Origin of the sequence: Agrobacterium sp. MS2 (assembly GCF_003261015.1) — a bacterium.
In the GTDB taxonomy this organism is placed as follows: domain Bacteria; phylum Pseudomonadota; class Alphaproteobacteria; order Rhizobiales; family Rhizobiaceae; genus Agrobacterium; species Agrobacterium pusense.
Genome location: NZ_QLNF01000084.1, coordinates 250327 through 267119 on the forward strand (window position 1 = coordinate 250327; position 16793 = coordinate 267119).

At 59.8% G+C, this 16793-nt stretch carries 18 protein-coding genes; 9 read left to right on the top strand and 9 right to left on the bottom strand.

The window, feature by feature from the left end:
- Positions 1-3: 3 nt before the first annotated feature.
- A complete protein-coding gene (locus DOU54_RS21330) occupies positions 4-381 on the bottom strand; it encodes a hypothetical protein (RefSeq protein ID WP_113380979.1) in 378 nt (125 codons plus the stop codon).
- 266 nt (positions 382-647) lie between these two features.
- Between DOU54_RS21330 and argB the strand changes: the two genes are divergently transcribed.
- Complete coding sequence (gene argB / locus DOU54_RS21335) at positions 648-1532, top strand: acetylglutamate kinase (protein ID WP_004439672.1); 885 nt, start codon at positions 648-650, stop codon at positions 1530-1532.
- Positions 1533-1578: 46 nt separating this feature from the next.
- Here argB and DOU54_RS21340 read toward each other — a convergent pair whose 3' ends face one another.
- Entirely contained in the window at positions 1579-2496 is a 918-nt protein-coding gene (locus tag DOU54_RS21340; RefSeq protein WP_113380902.1) for an EamA family transporter, read from the bottom strand.
- A gap of 106 nt (positions 2497-2602) precedes the next feature.
- On the opposite strand from DOU54_RS21340, the gene DOU54_RS21345 reads away from it, so the two are divergent.
- Together DOU54_RS21345 and DOU54_RS21350 are read left to right on the top strand one after the other, a co-directional pair.
- On the top strand, positions 2603-3316 hold the full coding sequence (locus tag DOU54_RS21345) for a pyrimidine 5'-nucleotidase (protein WP_022555532.1): 714 nt from the start codon (positions 2603-2605) through the stop codon (positions 3314-3316).
- Between the two features lie 100 nt (positions 3317-3416).
- Positions 3417-4013 (top strand): EF-hand domain-containing protein, encoded by a 597-nt coding sequence (locus tag DOU54_RS21350; protein WP_045532928.1) that lies wholly within the window; start codon positions 3417-3419, stop codon positions 4011-4013.
- 41 nt (positions 4014-4054) lie between these two features.
- Here DOU54_RS21350 and DOU54_RS21355 read toward each other — a convergent pair whose 3' ends face one another.
- Together DOU54_RS21355 and DOU54_RS21360 are read right to left on the bottom strand one after the other, a co-directional pair.
- Positions 4055-4312, bottom strand: coding sequence for a BQ00720 family protein (locus tag DOU54_RS21355; RefSeq protein WP_003503706.1), 258 nt, complete (start codon positions 4310-4312; stop codon positions 4055-4057).
- Positions 4313-4368: 56 nt separating this feature from the next.
- Complete coding sequence (locus tag DOU54_RS21360) at positions 4369-4794, bottom strand: Hsp20 family protein (protein WP_006698921.1); 426 nt, start codon at positions 4792-4794, stop codon at positions 4369-4371.
- Positions 4795-4997: 203 nt separating this feature from the next.
- On the opposite strand from DOU54_RS21360, the gene DOU54_RS21365 reads away from it, so the two are divergent.
- Positions 4998-5942 (top strand): nucleoside hydrolase, encoded by a 945-nt coding sequence (locus tag DOU54_RS21365; protein ID WP_004439655.1) that lies wholly within the window; start codon positions 4998-5000, stop codon positions 5940-5942.
- Between the two features lie 69 nt (positions 5943-6011).
- Here DOU54_RS21365 and DOU54_RS21370 read toward each other — a convergent pair whose 3' ends face one another.
- Entirely contained in the window at positions 6012-8345 is a 2334-nt protein-coding gene (locus DOU54_RS21370) for a methyl-accepting chemotaxis protein (protein WP_004439652.1), read from the bottom strand.
- 166 nt (positions 8346-8511) lie between these two features.
- The gene (locus DOU54_RS21375) at positions 8512-9372 is read right to left on the bottom strand and encodes an LOG family protein (protein ID WP_004439649.1); all 861 of its coding nucleotides are present in this window, start codon (positions 9370-9372) and stop codon (positions 8512-8514) included.
- Between the two features lie 143 nt (positions 9373-9515).
- Here DOU54_RS21375 and dapD point away from each other — a divergent pair, with 143 nt between their 5' ends.
- From dapD to DOU54_RS21390, 3 genes are read left to right on the top strand one after another with little or no spacing between them, the layout of a single operon-like run.
- Complete coding sequence (gene dapD, locus DOU54_RS21380) at positions 9516-10370, top strand: 2,3,4,5-tetrahydropyridine-2,6-dicarboxylate N-succinyltransferase (protein WP_113380901.1); 855 nt, start codon at positions 9516-9518, stop codon at positions 10368-10370.
- 15 nt (positions 10371-10385) lie between these two features.
- A complete protein-coding gene (gene dapE, locus DOU54_RS21385; protein ID WP_006698916.1) occupies positions 10386-11582 on the top strand; it encodes a succinyl-diaminopimelate desuccinylase in 1197 nt (398 codons plus the stop codon).
- Positions 11566-12162: a hypothetical protein gene (locus DOU54_RS21390; RefSeq protein ID WP_004439642.1), complete on the top strand. Its 597-nt coding sequence runs from the start codon at positions 11566-11568 to the stop codon at positions 12160-12162. Before dapE ends, DOU54_RS21390 begins: the two co-directional genes overlap by 17 nt.
- Positions 12163-12174: 12 nt before the next feature.
- Here DOU54_RS21390 and truA read toward each other — a convergent pair whose 3' ends face one another.
- From truA to def, 3 genes are read right to left on the bottom strand one after another with little or no spacing between them, the layout of a single operon-like run.
- Positions 12175-12975, bottom strand: a complete 801-nt coding sequence (truA, locus tag DOU54_RS21395) for a tRNA pseudouridine(38-40) synthase TruA (RefSeq protein ID WP_113380900.1) — start codon at positions 12973-12975, stop codon at positions 12175-12177.
- A complete protein-coding gene (gene fmt / locus DOU54_RS21400; RefSeq protein WP_113380899.1) occupies positions 12975-13910 on the bottom strand; it encodes a methionyl-tRNA formyltransferase in 936 nt (311 codons plus the stop codon). Before fmt ends, truA begins: the two co-directional genes overlap by 1 nt.
- Positions 13911-13955: 45 nt before the next feature.
- On the bottom strand, positions 13956-14468 hold the full coding sequence (gene def / locus DOU54_RS21405) for a peptide deformylase (RefSeq protein ID WP_004439632.1): 513 nt from the start codon (positions 14466-14468) through the stop codon (positions 13956-13958).
- Positions 14469-14617: 149 nt separating this feature from the next.
- Here def and DOU54_RS21410 point away from each other — a divergent pair, with 149 nt between their 5' ends.
- Together DOU54_RS21410 and DOU54_RS21415 are read left to right on the top strand one after the other, a co-directional pair.
- A complete protein-coding gene (locus tag DOU54_RS21410) occupies positions 14618-15811 on the top strand; it encodes a DNA recombination protein RmuC (RefSeq protein WP_162749551.1) in 1194 nt (397 codons plus the stop codon).
- A gap of 54 nt (positions 15812-15865) precedes the next feature.
- Positions 15866-16765, top strand: coding sequence for a ribokinase (locus tag DOU54_RS21415; protein ID WP_035206699.1), 900 nt, complete (start codon positions 15866-15868; stop codon positions 16763-16765).
- Positions 16766-16793 lie beyond the last annotated feature (28 nt).

Consider the following 16793-nt stretch of genomic DNA (forward strand, 5'->3'; position numbering starts at 1 on the left):
CTCTCAGGCGATGGTGAAAAGCAGAACGGCGGTCCAGAGCATCGCCGTCAAAGCCAGAAGGCGCCAGAAGCGCACGGAATGCCATATCTCCGAGAGCATGGCTGCTAACATGCTGCCACTCCGCAACGGCTGGCTCCTGAATGGCAGGCCCGATCGGCGGGGGTCCCGTTCCAGCAACGCAGCGACGGTCGCATTTTCGCGATATTCGGTTTCCGCCAGATTGTCACGCCAGCGCCTGACCATGGCCGCGAACTGCCTGTCGCGTTTTACGCGCTTGGCAAGCTCCGCCATGCTTTCCGGCGGCAGGGCACCCAGCACATATTCGCCGGCGAGCACTTCGTCCCGCAAACCGCTTTGCTTGTCTCGATCGGGTGCCGTCATGTATTTAATCACTCCTCGGTCGTTCAGGTGCACCATTTCCACGGCGCGAGACATCTTCATCACCCTGAATTAACCCCTCCCCTTCATCAGCAAGGCTGGTCCCATTGGCCCTTTATGTCAATCTCATTACAGGGCCGGAACAGGCAAAAAAAAGAAATTTGACCGCAGCCGACACAATAAGGCCCGGAGGTTATTTCATCCGTCAAAGACTTGCTTTAGAGCGGTGACAGGCTTCAACGGCCGCAACCACAGACCGAGGTTTTTAGATGACGTCTTCCGAAAGCGAAACTCAGGCGCGGCTGCTCGCACAGGCTCTGCCTTTCATGCAGAAATACGAGAACAAGACCATCGTGGTGAAATATGGCGGCCACGCCATGGGCGATTCCACGCTTGGCAAGGCATTCGCGGAAGACATCGCCTTGTTGAAGCAGTCGGGAATCAACCCCATCGTCGTGCATGGCGGCGGCCCGCAGATCGGCGCCATGCTGAGCAAGATGGGCATTGAGTCAAAATTCGAGGGCGGCCTGCGCGTCACCGACGCCAAGACGGTCGAGATCGTTGAAATGGTTCTGGCCGGCTCGATCAACAAGGAAATCGTCGCCCTCATAAACCAGACGGGCGAATGGGCCATCGGCCTGTGCGGCAAGGATGGCAACATGGTCTTCGCCGAGAAGGCGAAAAAGACCGTGATCGACCCCGACAGCAACATCGAGCGCGTGCTCGACCTCGGCTTCGTCGGCGAAGTCGTGGAAGTCGACCGCACACTGCTCGACCTGCTCGCTAAATCGGAAATGATTCCGGTCATCGCACCGGTCGCCCCTGGCCGCGATGGCGCGACATACAACATCAATGCCGATACCTTCGCCGGCGCGATTGCGGGTGCACTTCACGCTTCGCGTCTGCTGTTCCTCACCGACGTTCCCGGCGTTCTCGACAAGAACAAGGAACTCATCAAGGAGCTCACCGTCTCGCAGGCACGCGCCCTCATCAAGGACGGCACGATTTCCGGCGGCATGATCCCGAAGGTCGAGACCTGCATCGACGCCATCAAGGCTGGTGTTCAGGGTGTGGTGATCCTCAATGGCAAGACGCCGCACTCCGTCCTTCTGGAAATCTTTACCGAAGGCGCCGGCACGCTCATCGTGCCCTGATGTGCTTCAGGGTGGCGGACGGCAAACCTGTCCGCCACATCAGGCATTAGCCGAATGCCAGAAGCGACAGCACACCGACCACAATCAGCAGACAGCCGGACAGTTCAAGCCGGTTGATCTTCTCCTTGAAGAAAAGCACCGTCGAGGCGAAGGCGAACAGCATCTCCACCTGCGCCAGTGCCTTCACCACGGCGGCCTGCTGCAGGGTCATTGCCGTGAACCAGCCGAACGAGGCCGTGGCACCCACGAAACCGACCGCAAGCGACGGTTTCCACACCCTGACGATGCGCCGCAGTTCTTCCCTCTCCCGCCAGATGATCCACAGGAACATCGATACCGTCTGCATGACGATGACGATGACGAGGGTGAAGCCCGCCTGCATCATCGCATCCGGGGCAGGCAGGCTTGGTGCTAACGCCAGCGATGCCGACCGATAGGCAACAGACGACAGTCCGAAGAACGCACCCGAGGCGAGGCCGATACCCGCCGTTAGGCTGAAGATCGAGGTCATGAAGGAAGCGGGCGTTACTTCCGTGCGCGCCACGGAAATCAGCATGACGCCGGCGACCGAAATCGCTATCGCCGCCAATGTACCGCCCGTGACGCTCTCGCCTATGAAAATGAGAGCAAACAGCGCCGCCTGTGCCGGCTCCGTGCGAGAATAGGCCGTGCCGACAGCGAAATTGCGGAAAGAGAACAGGTGCACCAGAAGGAATGTGGCGGCGATCTGCGCCATGGCCCCGACCGTTGCCCACACGGCGAAGGCCATGTTCGGCACCGGCAGCGGACGGCCAAGCCCAAGATGCAGGAATGCAAGATAAGCGAGAGCGAAGGGCATGCCGAACACGAAGCGCACAAACGTTGCACCCGTGGTGCCCATCATGCCCTTGAGGTGTTTTTGCAAAGTCGAGCGCAGGTTCTGCAAAAACGCGCTTGCGAAAGTAATGCCTATCCAGAGTTCCATGGCTTTGGCGGTATCATGCGCGCGAGGCCGCAGCCAAGCCCGAATTTCTGATCAATCGTCCTCTTTTCGATTTTCTTCAGCATTCGAAACAGGCATAAAGCTGCCCATGGACACAAAGCCGAAAAACCTGCCAGACGCCGCCGATTTCGCCCATGTCAGCGAATGGGTCTTCGATCTCGACAACACGCTCTATCCGCATCACGTCAATCTGTTTTCCCAGATCGACCGCAACATGACGGCCTATGTGGCGGAGCTTCTGAAGCTCGACCCCGACGAAGCGCGCGCCTTGCAGAAGCGTTATTATCACGACCACGGCACGACACTGCAGGGCCTGATGATCCATTACGGCATCAGCCCGGACGAGTTTCTGGAACGCGCCCATGCAATCGACTACTCGGCGCTGAAACCGCATCCGGAACTGGGTGAGGCCATCAAGGCTTTGCCGGGTCGGAAGTTCATCCTCACCAATGGCAGCGTCAAGCATGCGCAGGCTGCCGCCGGAGCGCTCGGCATTCTCGATCAGTTCGAGGATATTTTCGATATCGTCGCCGCGGGTTATTTGCCGAAACCTGCCAGCGCAACCTACGAGAAGTTTGCAGCACTTGCAAAACTCGATACGAAAAAGGCTGCGATGTTCGAGGATTTGCCGCGCAATCTCGCGGCCCCGAAAGCGCTGGGCATGAAGACCGTGCTACTCGTGCCATCAAATCTTGAGGGCGTCATCATGGAACGCTGGGAAATCCCTGATGTGACGGATGAGCATATCGACTACATTACCGACGATCTGACCGGGTTCCTGACAAAAACCATCGCCCGCTGAGTAGCGAACATTACCGAAGCTTCATGCACCTTACGGATGTTTAAGTGGTGGGGCTTGCTGGACGTCACTATCTTTTCTTCAGGGACACCAAAGAAAGGTAATGACGATGACCACACGCAAAATCGCCCTGTCTGCTCTTGGCGCAGCCCTTGTGCTCAGCACGGCCGCAACGGCCAGTTTCGCCGCACCTGGTAAAGGCCATAAGGATCGCATGCCGATCCGCCAGGAGGCTGCCTTCGTTCACCTGCTGAAGGTGGCCGACACGAACAAGGATGGCAAGATTTCCAAGGAGGAATTCACCGCCCGTCAGGATGCCCTGTTCGCTGAGATCGACAAGGACAAGGACGGCTCGATCACGCCAAAGGAAATGCGCGAATATCGTCAGGCAAAGATGGAGGCCTTCCGGGCCGCTCACCCGCGCCCCGAGCGGGAAGAGGCCAAGGCGGATGAAGCCAAAGCCCCTGAGGGCAAGCGTGCCGAGCGTGACCATGGTGGTCGTTTCGGCCATCAGGGCTGGGGCAAGCACGGCGGTAAAGGTGGCGGCTTCGCGCTGATCCGCTGGGCCGATACTGACGAGAACGGCCAGGTCAGCAAGGCCGAATTCGCCGCCGCCGGAGAAAAGATGTTTGAACGGCTGGACAAGAACAAGGACGGCGTCATCTCCATCGACGACATGCCGGACCGGCCGTTCCTCTAAGCCAAAAAAGCAGAAAGCCCGCTCAACCGGCGGGCTTTTTCTTAATGCAGGCTGACGGTTTTAAGATCGTCTTCCGCCGCCTTGAAGAAGGTGCTCGAACGATTGTCTGTCAGGAGAATTGGCGTCCCGTCCGCGCCGAACAATGCCCAAAGGTCCAATTGCGGATCGAGATCGGGCGCCTCCGGGAAACAGCGGCTGACGTCTTCCGCTCGGATCTTGCGGATATATCCCACTTCTCCTTCGCCGATATGGGCGAGCTGGGATTGGGTGAGACGCGCATGCGCTTCTTTCAAAAGCATATTTCAGCCTCCTTCTTCACGCCGAGCGATTCATGTCCGATTCCGGCGTTCATGGTCTACTCTGAGACGGAAATATTAATTTTCTTTACCACGTTTGAAATTTCGGGCCGGACCAGATCGATGGAAAGAAGGCCGTTGCGCAGGCGCGCCTCCCTGACCTGCATGCCATCGGCAAGCACGAAGACCCGCTGGAACTGGCGTGCCGCGATGCCTCGATAGAGAAAATCGCGCTTCTCCTGTTCCTGCTGGCGTCCGCGAATGACGAGCTGATTATCAGCCGTCGTCACGTCGAGATCATCCTCGGAGAACCCCGCCACGGCAATGGTGATGCGCAGGCGTTCCGGTACGTCATCGCTGCCGGGCAGGCGCTCAATATTGTAGGGAGGATAGCCGTCATTGGCCTTCGCCATGCGCTCCAGCGTCTTTTCCATGGCATCGAAACCCAGCAAAAGCGGGTGGGTGAATGGCGTCATGCGGCTCATATCTGTTCTGTCCTTGCAACCAAGCGACGTTTAGCGGCCCCGCTTCCGGCAACCTCGCCGGTCAATCGCACCGGCCCCTGCAATATGGGAAGCCGAACCGCGATGCGCAAGTCAAAGTGACCGGTGAGCGGCGGCAGGAATGAGGCTTGACAAGTGAGCACCCGCGGCTCGAAAAAAGCGCTCATCTCAACGGCGGGCAAGACATGGCAGAACGCAGAAAAATCATTATCGACACCGATCCCGGACAGGACGACGCAGCCGCGATCATGCTGGCCTTCGGCAGCCCGGAAGACATCGAAATTCTGGGGTTGTGCGCAGTTGCCGGCAATGTTCCCCTGAAGCTGACAAGCCGTAACATTCGCATCATCTGCGAATTGTGCGGTCGCACCGATATTCCCGTTTACGAGGGCGCCGAAAAGCCGCTGGTGCGCAGGCCCATCACCGCCGAACATGTTCACGGCAGTACAGGTCTCAACGGCCCGGTTCTCGACGAACCGACCATGGAGGCAGAAAAGCAGCACGCGGTCGACTTCATCATCGAGACGGTGATGCGGGAGCCTGAGGGCACCGTTACCCTCTGCACCCTCGGGGCCTTGACCAACGTGGCGCTGGCGCTCCTGAAGGCGCCGGAGATCGCCGATCGCGTCAAAGAACTGGTGATGATGGGCGGCGGCTTCTTCGAGGGCGGCAACATCACGCCCGCGGCGGAATTCAACATCTATGTGGATCCGCAGGCTGCCGACATCGTCTTCCGCTCCGGCATGCCCATCGTCATGATGCCGCTCGATGTCACGCATCAGCTGCTGACGACCAAGGCACGCGTCAATCGCATTCGGGAGATCGGCACGAGGCCGGCGATCGCCATGGCGGAAATGCTGGAATTCTTCGAGCGGTTCGACATCGAGAAGTACGGCTCGGATGGCGGTCCGCTGCATGACCCAAGCGTTATTGCCTATCTCATCAAGCCCGAACTGTTCGAGGGCCGCGAATGCAATGTCGAGATCGAGGTCCATTCCGAACTGACCATGGGCATGACCGTGGTGGACTGGTGGCGCGTGACGGATCGCCCCGCCAATGCCCGCGTGATGCGAAAGGTGGATGCGGATGGTTTCTTCGAGTTGCTGACGGAGCGTTTCGCGCGTCTTTGACGGACGCTGATAATAAAAAAGGCCGCTGGCGATACCAGCGGCCCTTTATATTTCAAACGGAAAACCGCATCAGAATTCCGTCCAGTCATCCTGAGCCAGCGCATTTGCGCCGCTGGTTCTAGGACGCGCGCGGGGCGCAGCTGGACGGGCGGACGTCGGGGCGGCAGCAGCGGGAGCGCGCATGGCCGCAGCGGCGGCACGCAATTGCTGGCTGGGCTGACCGCCGGAAACTACGAAACCGGCGACAAGCGATTTGAGCGTTTCGGCCTCGCTGTTGAGCGTCACGCTGGCCGCAGTGGTTTCCTCCACCATCGCCGCATTTTGCTGGGTGACCTGATCCATCTGCGTAACGGCGGAGTTGATTTCCTTCAGGCCCACCGCCTGCTCACTGGCTGAGGCCGAAATCTGCCGTATAAGCTGGTTGATCTGCAGAACTTGATCGGCGATCTTTTTCATCGTGTCGCCGGCCTTGCCGACCAGCTGAACACCCTCGCCCACCTGCGTGGCCGAGGTGTTGATGAGACCCTTGATCTCCTTGGCAGCAGTTGCAGAGCGCTGCGCGAGTTCGCGCACTTCCTGTGCGACAACGGCAAAGCCCTTGCCGGCATCACCCGCGCGGGCCGCTTCCACCCCGGCGTTCAGCGCCAGAAGATTGGTCTGGAAGGCGATCTCGTCGATGACCCCGATGATGCGAGAGATTTCCGCCGAAGATTGCGCAATGCCCTGCATGGAGTTCACGGCCTGCTGCACGACCTCGCCAGACTTGCCGGCGTCTTCACAGGCATGGCTGACGGCACCGGCCGCCTCTGCGGCGTTTTCGGCGCTGGAATTGACCTGGGCGGTCAGCTCGTTAAGCGCAGCGGCAGTTTCTTCAAGGCTGGCGGCCTGCTGTTCCGTGCGATGCGAGAGATCGCTGGCGGCGCGGGTGATCTCACCGGTGCCATTGCCGATGCTGACGACGGTTGCGTTGACGGTGGAAACCGTTTCCTCGAGGCTGGCAAGCGCCGAGTTGAAGTCCTCGCGCAGCTTTGCATACTCACCCGGGAACTCGTCCTGAATGCGGTAGGTCAGATTGCCCTGCGACAGGGCATTCAGGCCGGAACCGAGAACGCTGACAATGTGCTGCTGCATACGGCTGTTTTCATTGCGCTCGAATTCAGAGCGCTGGCGCTCCGTCTCGGCGTGACCACGCTGGGCGTCGGCTTCGGCCTCCATCTCACGGATGCCGGCAAGCTTGGCGCGGAAACCTTCAAGCGCTGTCGCAACCGAACCGGTCTCATCCTGCCGGTCTTGACCGGAGACGGGCACATCGTAGCGACCGTCGCTCAGCGTCCTGACGTCGGTAACCAGCGATGCAAGCGGGTTGCGGACGAAATAACGGACTGCAAAATAAAGCGCTGCAATGACGGCGGCAAGAATGACGATCGCACCGATGATCATCAGATAGGTCTGCTCCTGAACCGGAGCGTTCAAGGCCTGATGGGGAATATCAACAAGGACGACCCAGGTTGCGTTGAGCCCTGGAACGGCGAAGGGATAAACGAGACGGTTATACGGCGCGTCGGTATCAAGGCCGAGGTCTTCGATGAGGCCCTGCTTGCCCGAAGCGATCGCGGTCTGGACAGTGGCTGCGCCCTCTCCGTCATAGGCTTTCATGTTCTGCTCGGGCGTCGGCGGCACCAGCCACTGGCCACCCTGGGAGACGAGCGTCACACGGCCGGTCTCGAAAGGATGCAGAGCCTGCAGTTTCTGGGTGAGAGACGCGAGCGAAATATCGACACCCGCCACGCCGATCATCTTGCCATCCGACATGACGGGATAGGCAAGCGAGGTCATGGTGGTCGGCACTTCCGTGCCTTCGGCGAGATAAGGTTGGGTAATCGCTCCCTTGCCGGTCTTGGCGGCCAGCGCATACCACTCCGCTGCGTAATCGTTCTTGAAGGTCGAGAACTGGATATCGCCCTTCTGGGTCTTGGACCAGTAAGGTGCGAAGGCGCCGGTCGCGTTGGTGCCGAGATCGAGCCTGTTGGCGATCTCTGTCGTCTGACCATCGAAAAGACCGAGCTGTTCGCAGAACCAGCTGCCGAATGCAAAAGTATTCTGCTCGACATTGGCCTTGAGGATGTTGACGATGCCAGGGCGATCCATCGACTTCGCCTGATGCGCCCGACCGATGACGCCAGCCATCGAGCGGGCAGCGCTGCCGAGTTCACCGACATCGGCGGCGATGACGTTGGCGATGGCGCGGGCTTCCGTATTGGCCTGATCCATGGTCAACGCGTGCACGCGCTCACTGGTCTGGGAGATGAGGAAAGAATTGGATGCAACGAGAACCGTGGTGATGGCACAGCCGGTTACGAGGATCAGCTTGGTCGCAAGCGACTTCACTTTGAGATTGAACATTTAGGCCCCAATGGAAATCGTCAACCCGAAGGAGCTGACGTCAACGGATGACAATCTCCGTCATGGAGGCCCGTCCGCATGGGACAGTGCGCTGCAGCGCGACAGGGCGAAGTTAGAATATGATTGCTAATTAAGCCCTAATAATACTTCGCCGCGCCGTGCATCTTCAGTGTTCGTAGTAGTCGGAGATGATCTTCCAGGCATCGTCTGCCGTTTCGGCAAAGTGCAGGAGATTCATATCCTCGGGAGCGATGGTGCCGAAATCCGCCAGGAACTCGAAATTGACGACGGATCGCCAGAACTTTTCTCCAAAAAGAATGAGAGGGATCGGGGCCATGCGCTTGGTCTGGATCAGCGTCAAGGCTTCAAAAAGCTCATCGAGCGTGCCAAAACCGCCGGGGAAAACCACCACGGCCTTTGCCCGCATCAGGAAGTGCATTTTCCGGATCGCGAAGTAGTGGAAATTGAAGCTCAGTTCCGGCGTTACATAAGGGTTGGGCGCCTGCTCGTGCGGCAGGACGATATTGAGGCCGATGGAAGGGCCGCCGGCATCCATGGCGCCCCGGTTACCCGCCTCCATGACGCCGGGACCGCCGCCGGTGACCACCACATATTCCAGGTGACCGGATTTCGCGCCGTAGTCGGTGCAAAGGCGGGCGAATTTGCGCGCTTCGTCGTAATAAACCGAGGACTGCTCGAGATTGCGCTTCTGCGTTTCATTGCGCGCGGCCCAGGCCTCTCCTCCCGGTTCGGGAATGCGGGCGCCGCCAAACATAACGACGGTGGAATTGATACCGCGTTCGGTGAGCGCCATTTCCGTCTTCAGAAGTTCCAGCTGCAGCCTGACGGGTCGCAATTCCTCGCGGCAGAGAAAGTCCGTATCCACATAGGCCAGCCGGTAGGACGGGGAGTCCGACTGCGGCGTCTTGACAACGACCTCGGCCTGCTGCTTGTCCACAGCGCTGCGCTTCAACGGGTCCCATACCCCGTCCTTGCGCCGCAATTTGCCGTTTTTCAGTCGTGTCATTTCCATGCCCTTCATCTGCGGCGCCAAATCACCCAAATCGCATTGACGCCTTTCCAACACTCCCTTAGATCAAATGGCCAAAGCCTTCCAGCGGCACGGAACCCGCCGTGACCACGAACACACGCGACTTTAAGGAATTTTCCATGAGCCTCACGGATCTCTCTTCCCTCGAAACGATCATCCAAACCGCCTTCGACAACCGCGACAGCGTGAATGTATCGACGAAGGGCGAGGTTCGCGACGCCGTGGACACATCTCTTCAACTTCTCGACAGCGGCGAGGCACGCGTTGCTGAAAAGCAGGCGGATGGAAACTGGAAGGTGAACCAGTGGCTGAAAAAGGCCGTGCTTCTCTCCTTCCGTCTCAATGACATGGAAATCGTGACCGGTGGTCCGGGCGAAGCCACCTGGTGGGACAAGGTTCCGTCGAAGTTTGAAAACTGGGGTGAAAATCAGTTCCGCGCCGCCGGTTTCCGCGCGGTGCCAAACGCCGTCGTGCGCCGCTCGGCTTACGTTGCCAAGAACGTCGTGCTGATGCCTTCCTTCGTCAATCTCGGCGCCTATGTTGATGAAGGCACGATGGTCGATACCTGGGCAACGGTCGGCTCCTGCGCGCAGATCGGCAAGAACGTGCATCTCTCCGGCGGCGTCGGTATCGGCGGCGTTCTGGAGCCGCTGCAGGCAGGGCCCACCATCATCGAAGACAATTGCTTCATCGGTGCGCGTTCGGAAGTCGTGGAAGGCTGCATCGTGCGCGAGGGTGCTGTTCTCGGCATGGGCGTCTTCATCGGCAAATCGACCAAGATCGTTGATCGCGCCACCGGCGAGATCACCTACGGCGAAGTCCCTCCCTATTCCGTCGTCGTTGCCGGCACCATGCCGGGCAAACCGTTCCCGAATGGCGAGCCGGGCCCCAGCCTCTATTGCGCCGTGATCGTCAAGCGCGTCGATGAAAAGACCCGCTCCAAGACCGGCATCAACGAGCTTCTGCGCGACTGATATAAAGCTGATACCATGACCACGACCGATCCCGTTGCCAATCTCGCCGCCCTCATCCGTTGCCCTTCGGTGACGCCTGCGGAAGGCGGCGCGCTTACTCTGCTCGACAACCTGCTTTCGCCGCTCGGTTTTGTGGTGGAAAAAATGGTGGCGAGCGAGGCGGGAACACCCGATGTAGAGAACCTCTATGCCCGTCTCGGCAACGAGGGGCCACATCTGATGTTTGCGGGCCATACGGATGTGGTTCCCGTTGGGGATGAGGCCGCATGGAGTCACCCGCCTTTTGCCGCAGAGATTGCCGGTGGCGAAATGTTCGGTCGCGGTGCGGTGGACATGAAGGGCGGCATCGCCTGTTTCGTGGCAGCCATTGCCCGCCATATTGAAAAACACGGCAAGCCGCAGGGCTCCGTCTCCTTCCTGATCACCGGTGACGAGGAAGGCCCATCAATCAACGGCACTTCCAAGCTGCTGGAATGGGCTGCTGCAAAGGGCGAGACGTGGGACGCCTGTGTCGTCGGGGAACCGACCAATCCCGACCAGCTGGGCGATATGATCAAGATCGGCCGCCGTGGATCGCTCTCCGGTCGCATCACGGTCCATGGCGTGCAAGGCCACGCCGCCTATCCGCATCTCGCCGACAACCCAATTCGCGGTCTGCTGCAGTTGACGCATGCGCTGATGCATCCGGCCTTCGATCACGGCACAGATGATTTCCAGCCATCGAATCTGGAAGTGACGACCGTCGATACCGGCAATGCTGCCACCAATGTGATCCCGGCGCGGGCGACAGCCGCCTTCAACATCCGTTTCAACGACACCTGGACCGCGGAGAGCCTTCGGGCGGAAATCATCCGCCGCCTGGATGCCGCTGCGGCAGACGGCGAGCTTCGCCCCGACCGCACACCGGTAAAGTACGAGATCGTCTGGGCGGACCGACCGGCCCATGTCTTTTTGACCCGGAACAATGCCCTCATTTCGTCGCTGTCAGGCGCGGTGGAGGCCGTGACCGGCAAGGAGCCGAAGCTTTCAACCACCGGCGGCACGTCGGATGCGCGCTTCATCAAGGACTATTGCCCTGTCGTGGAGTTCGGCCTTGTCGGGCAGACCATGCACATGGTCGATGAGCGGGTAGCCATTGCCGATCTTGAGACGCTGACGCGCATTTACGAAACCTTTATCGAGCGCTGGTTCGCCCATGCCGACGGCAAGTGAAGTCAGGCTCTATCTGACGGGCCTGTGGCTGTTGCTGCTCGGCGACCATAATGGCGCACGTTACTTGGACCTGACCGAACGCGGCATGTGGCGGTCCTTCTATTCCGTCCTTTGGTGCCTGCCCGCCATGCTGGTTTCCTGGCTGTGGCTGCGGGCAGCGTTTCTCGCCAGCTATCCGCCGGGAACAGGAACGGGGTTCATCTTCTTCTTTCGCCTGGCGATGGTGGAGGCCATTTGCTGGATCGTGCCGCTGCTTTTGATCGGCATGTTGCTCTTTGCCTTTGGCGCACGTGAAAAATTCACGCCTCTCGTCACCACCATGAACTGGCTGTCGCTGCCCTTCTCATACGCCTACGCCGTTCTGATCCTGATTGCGTTCTTCCTGCCACCGTTGCAGGGGCTGATCGCGATTTTGTGGCTGGCGCTGCTTCTGTCGCTGGTCTTTGCCTTTTCACGGATCGTGCGGTTTTTTATCCGCGACCAGTCGCTGCTCGTCTCCGCCATCGTCATGACGCTACTGGTGCCCGGCATGCTTCTGTCGGAAGCGTTGCAGCGCTTTCTCGGTGTCTATCCGGCCTGAGAGAATTAGACGTCAATACGCATCCTGAGTGACCTCGGCTTCGGGGTGGCGGCGCGGCGGAATGACGTCGGGATAATCGACCTGCATGAAATAAAGACCGTCCGGTGGCGCGACCGGGCCACAGGCCTTTCGATCGCGTGCCTCGAGTGCGGCACGCACGTCCTCTGGCGTCATCGTGCCCTCGCCTGCCAGTTTCAGCGTGCCGGCGAAAGAGCGGATCTGGTTATGAAGGAAGCTCTGCGCCGTCGCGCGTATCTCGATGAGATCGCCATCGCGCGTCACATCCAGCCGGTCGAGCGTGCGGACGGGGCTGTTCGCCTGGCAGTGCACGGAGCGGAAGGTGGTGAAATCATGCCGGCCGACGAGCATCTGGGCGGCTTCATGCATGCACTCGTGATCGAGGTCCTTCGACACCCACCACGCCCGCTTGTGCTCCAGCGCCAGCCGGGCTTTGCGGCAGATGATGCGGTAGAGATAGTGCCGACGAAGGGCGGAAAAACGGGCGTCGAAATCCTCAGTCACGGAAGCGGCATCGAGCACGGCCACCGCTTCACCCGCCATGGCGAGATGCGCATTGATGGCATTGCGAAGCTTGTAGGGCTCCCAGTCTCGCGAGAGATCGACATGAACGACCTGCCCAACGGCATGCACGCCGGAATCGGTGCGGCCAGCGCCGCGAATGGAAACGCTCTCGCCGGTCAGCGACCGAACCGCAGCCTCCAGCGCACCCTGAACCGAGGGGCCGTTTTCCTGTCTCTGCCAGCCATAATAGGGCGTACCGTCATATTCGACGGTCATGCGGAAGCGTGGCATCAGCCGAGCCTTGTAGTGGCCGGAACCGGGGTACCGCGCACGAAATCGGCCGCCGACATCGGCTTGCCACCCGCCTTCTGCAAACGGGTAAGCCGCACGGCGCCGCTGCCGCAGGCAATGGTGAGAACATCATCCAGTGCGCTGCCTGCCTCGCCCATTCCGCTGGCGAGCTCGGACGCCAGTACCTTGACGCGCTCGGGCTTGCCGCCGATCTCCATCTCCAGCCATGCGCCGGGAAACGGCGAAAGGCCGCGAATATGATTATGCACATCCTGCGCCGGCCTTGAAAAATCGATACGGGTTTCACCCTTGTCGATCTTTGCGGCGTAGAGCACACCCTCTTCCGCCTGTGTGACGAGGGGCAGGTCATCTGCTTCCAGCTTGTCCATCGCCTGACGCATCAACCGAGCGCCTGTCAGCATCAGGCTGTCATGCAGCTCGCCGGCCGTCATGTTCTCGGCAATCGCGACTTTAGCGGTCAGCGCGACAGGGCCGGTATCCAGACCCTTTTCCATTTTCATGACCATCATGCCGGTTTCGGTGTCACCCGCCATGATCGCCCGCTGGATGGGAGCCGCGCCGCGCCAGCGCGGCAGCAGCGAAGCGTGACCATTGTAACACCCAAGCCGCGTGCCGGAGAGGATCGCTTCAGGCAGCAGCAGCCCGTAAGCCACGACGACCGCGACATCGGCATTGAACTCCCGAAACTGCTGGCGATCTTCCTCCGCCTTGAAATTCAAGGGTGTCAGTACCGGTAAGCCCAGCAGTTCCGCAGCCTGATGCACCGGCGATTTCTGCAGATCAAGGCCGCGACGGCCGCCTGGACGCGGTGGCTGGGTATAGACAGCAGCAATCTCGTGGCCCGCTTCCACCAGTGCACGCAACGTCGGAACGGAAAAATCCGGCGTGCCCATGAATATGATGCGAAGAGCCATGATTGCCCCCTGCCCTGTCTTCCGCTCCGTCAGCTGTGCGACGGATCAGACTTTTGCGCGGGCTGCTTTCGTGAATTTCTTGATGACCATGTCCCGCTTCAACCGCGAGATATGGTCGATGAACAGAACACCATTCAGGTGATCGATCTCATGCTGAAGGCAGGTTGCCAGCAGACCATCCGCCTCGACCGTCTGCTGCTTGCCGTCACGACCGACATATTGCACCGTGAGCGACGCAGGGCGCTCCACCTCGGCATAATAATCGGGAATCGAGAGACAGCCTTCCTCATAGGTGGAAATGTCATCGGAAACCTTGAGGATTTCCGGATTGATGAAGACGATCGGGGTCTTTTCTTCGCCTTCACGCGCAACATCGATCACCAGCAACCGGCGCGGCACACCGATCTGGATGGCGGCAAGGCCGATGCCGGGGGCATCATACATCGTTTCCAGCATGTCGTCCGCCAAACGCAGCACCTCGGCATCCACCTTTTCGATGGGCTTCGATTGCTGGCGCAGCACGGGATCGGGCAAAATGATAAGCGGTTTGATGGTCATGGCTTCCCATAACGTATCTCTCGCGCGGAGGAAATAAAAAACACGACGATGAAAACGGTTCGCGGCATCCGTTCTGCCGGACTCATTTCCGCCGCAGGAATGTTCTTGTTTTGATCTTCCGAATCAATCGAAATCTGCTAGATTTAGTCATGAACACAGACTTCTCCGTTCTCCTTCAACCCGCGCTGCGGGCCGGCTCAGTCGACATCAGCTTCGGCGCGCTTTTCGCTGCCGCGATTTTCGGCCTTGTCGTTACATGGCTTGTGACGGCGAACCGGTCGAAGAAAGCTGGGGCCGATGGCGAGATCTCCGACCTGCTCAAAACCCAGTCCGAACTGCATGGCCGGATCGCGGCCATGGCGGAAACGCTCGGCACGCGTCAGACGGAGATGAGCCAGACGCTGAACCAGCGTCTTGATGGCATGTCGCAGCGGCTGGGCGAAACGCTGACGGAGCAGACCCGGTCTACCCATGAAAATCTGAGCCGCCTTCAGGAGCGCCTGGCGGTCATCGATGCCGCACAGGGCAATATTCAGGATCTGGCCAAGGACGTGGTCGGGCTTCAGGCGATACTTTCCAACAAGCAGACACGCGGAGCCTTCGGACAGGCGCGCATGGAGACGCTGATCGCCGACGCCCTGCCGCCGGGTTCCTTCCAGCTGCAGCCGACACTTTCCAACGGTTACCGGCCGGACTGCACCATCAAGATGCCGAACAATGCGCCGCCGCTCGTCATCGATGCCAAGTTTCCGCTGGAAGCCTGGAACGCCATCAAGGCGGACGAGACGCCGGAAACCAAACGTGCCGCCGTGCAGCAGTTCCGCAGGGACATGGAGGTGCATATTCGCGATGTCGCCGAGAAATATCTCATTCGCGGCGAGACACAGGATACCGCCTTCATCTTCGTGCCGTCGGAATCGATTTTCGCCGATATCCACCAGCATTTCGAATATCTGGTGCAGCGCGCCCATCGCGCCCGGGTGGTCATCGTTTCGCCATCGCTGCTGATGCTGTCGGTACAGGTCATCCAGTCCGTGCTCAAAGACCAGCGCATGCGCGAACAGGCGCATCTCATTCAGGGTGAAGTGGCGCTGCTCATGGACGATGTGCGGCGGCTGGACGACAGGACGCGCAAGCTGCAGGCCCATTTCGGGCTGGCGCAGAAGGACGTCGACATGATGCTTATCTCCTCCGACAAGGTACTGGCGCGCGGACAGAAAATCGAGGGGCTCGATTTCTCACCAACGGAAAAAGACGCGCCGCACGGAGAAATCGAGCAGGCCCGGCGCTTTGCCGAAAACCGAGCCGGTGCGGCCAAATTGCGGGTGGTTGACGACGAGTGATCGTCTCGGGCAAAGTCGCCGCCTTGCTTAAATTTCATACGGACCCAGCGCCCCATGATTACTGTTTTCGGCTCCATCAACATGGACCTCGTCGCGACCGCCAAACGTCTGCCCAAGCCCGGTGAAACCGTAACGGGAGAGACATTCTCCACGGCCGCCGGCGGCAAGGGAGCCAATCAGGCGCTGGCCGCACGGCGTGCGGGCGCCACGGTCAAGATGGCGGGCGCTGCGGGTGATGACACCTTTGCCGCTCCAGCACTGACCTTGCTGCGGGACGCGGGAACCGATCTGTCATTGGTCAAAACCGCGCCCGGCCCGACTGGAACGGCGGTTATCCTGATCGGTGAAGGCGGAGAGAACATGATCTCGGTCATTCCCGCTGCGAATGGTGAGGTCTCGGCATCCGACGCGGCAAAGACCATATCCGAAATGGCTGCAAGCGATATTCTCATGCTGCAGTTCGAGATACCGGCACCCGCCATCGAAGCTGCACTAACGGCCGCAAAGGCGAAACGCGTCACCACCGTCATCAACACAGCACCGCTGACCGCGGACGGACCGCGTCTCGCCGGCCTTGCCGATATCGTCATCGCCAATGAAACCGAGTTCGAGCTGCTGATCGGCAAGAATGGCCTCTCCAGCGACGAGCGGGAAAACGAACTCAAGGCCCTTCACGAGAGGACCGGCCAGACTTTGATCGTCACGCTTGGTGCGGATGGCGTGATCGCCATTCGTAATGGCAAGCTCTACAGGGCTTCCGGCCTGAAGATCGAGCCGGTCGATACGGTTGGTGCGGGCGATACCTTCTGCGGATACCTCGCCGCGAGCCTCGATCAGGGAATGGATTTCGAAAGGGCTCTGAAGCGCGCCGCGGTTGCGGGCTCGCTCGCCTGCACGCGTGCCGGCGCGCAGCCTTCCATTCCGCAGGCAGCGGAAGTTGACGCGGCCCTTTAAGGGGTCTTGCCGTTAGCGCATTTTCTAG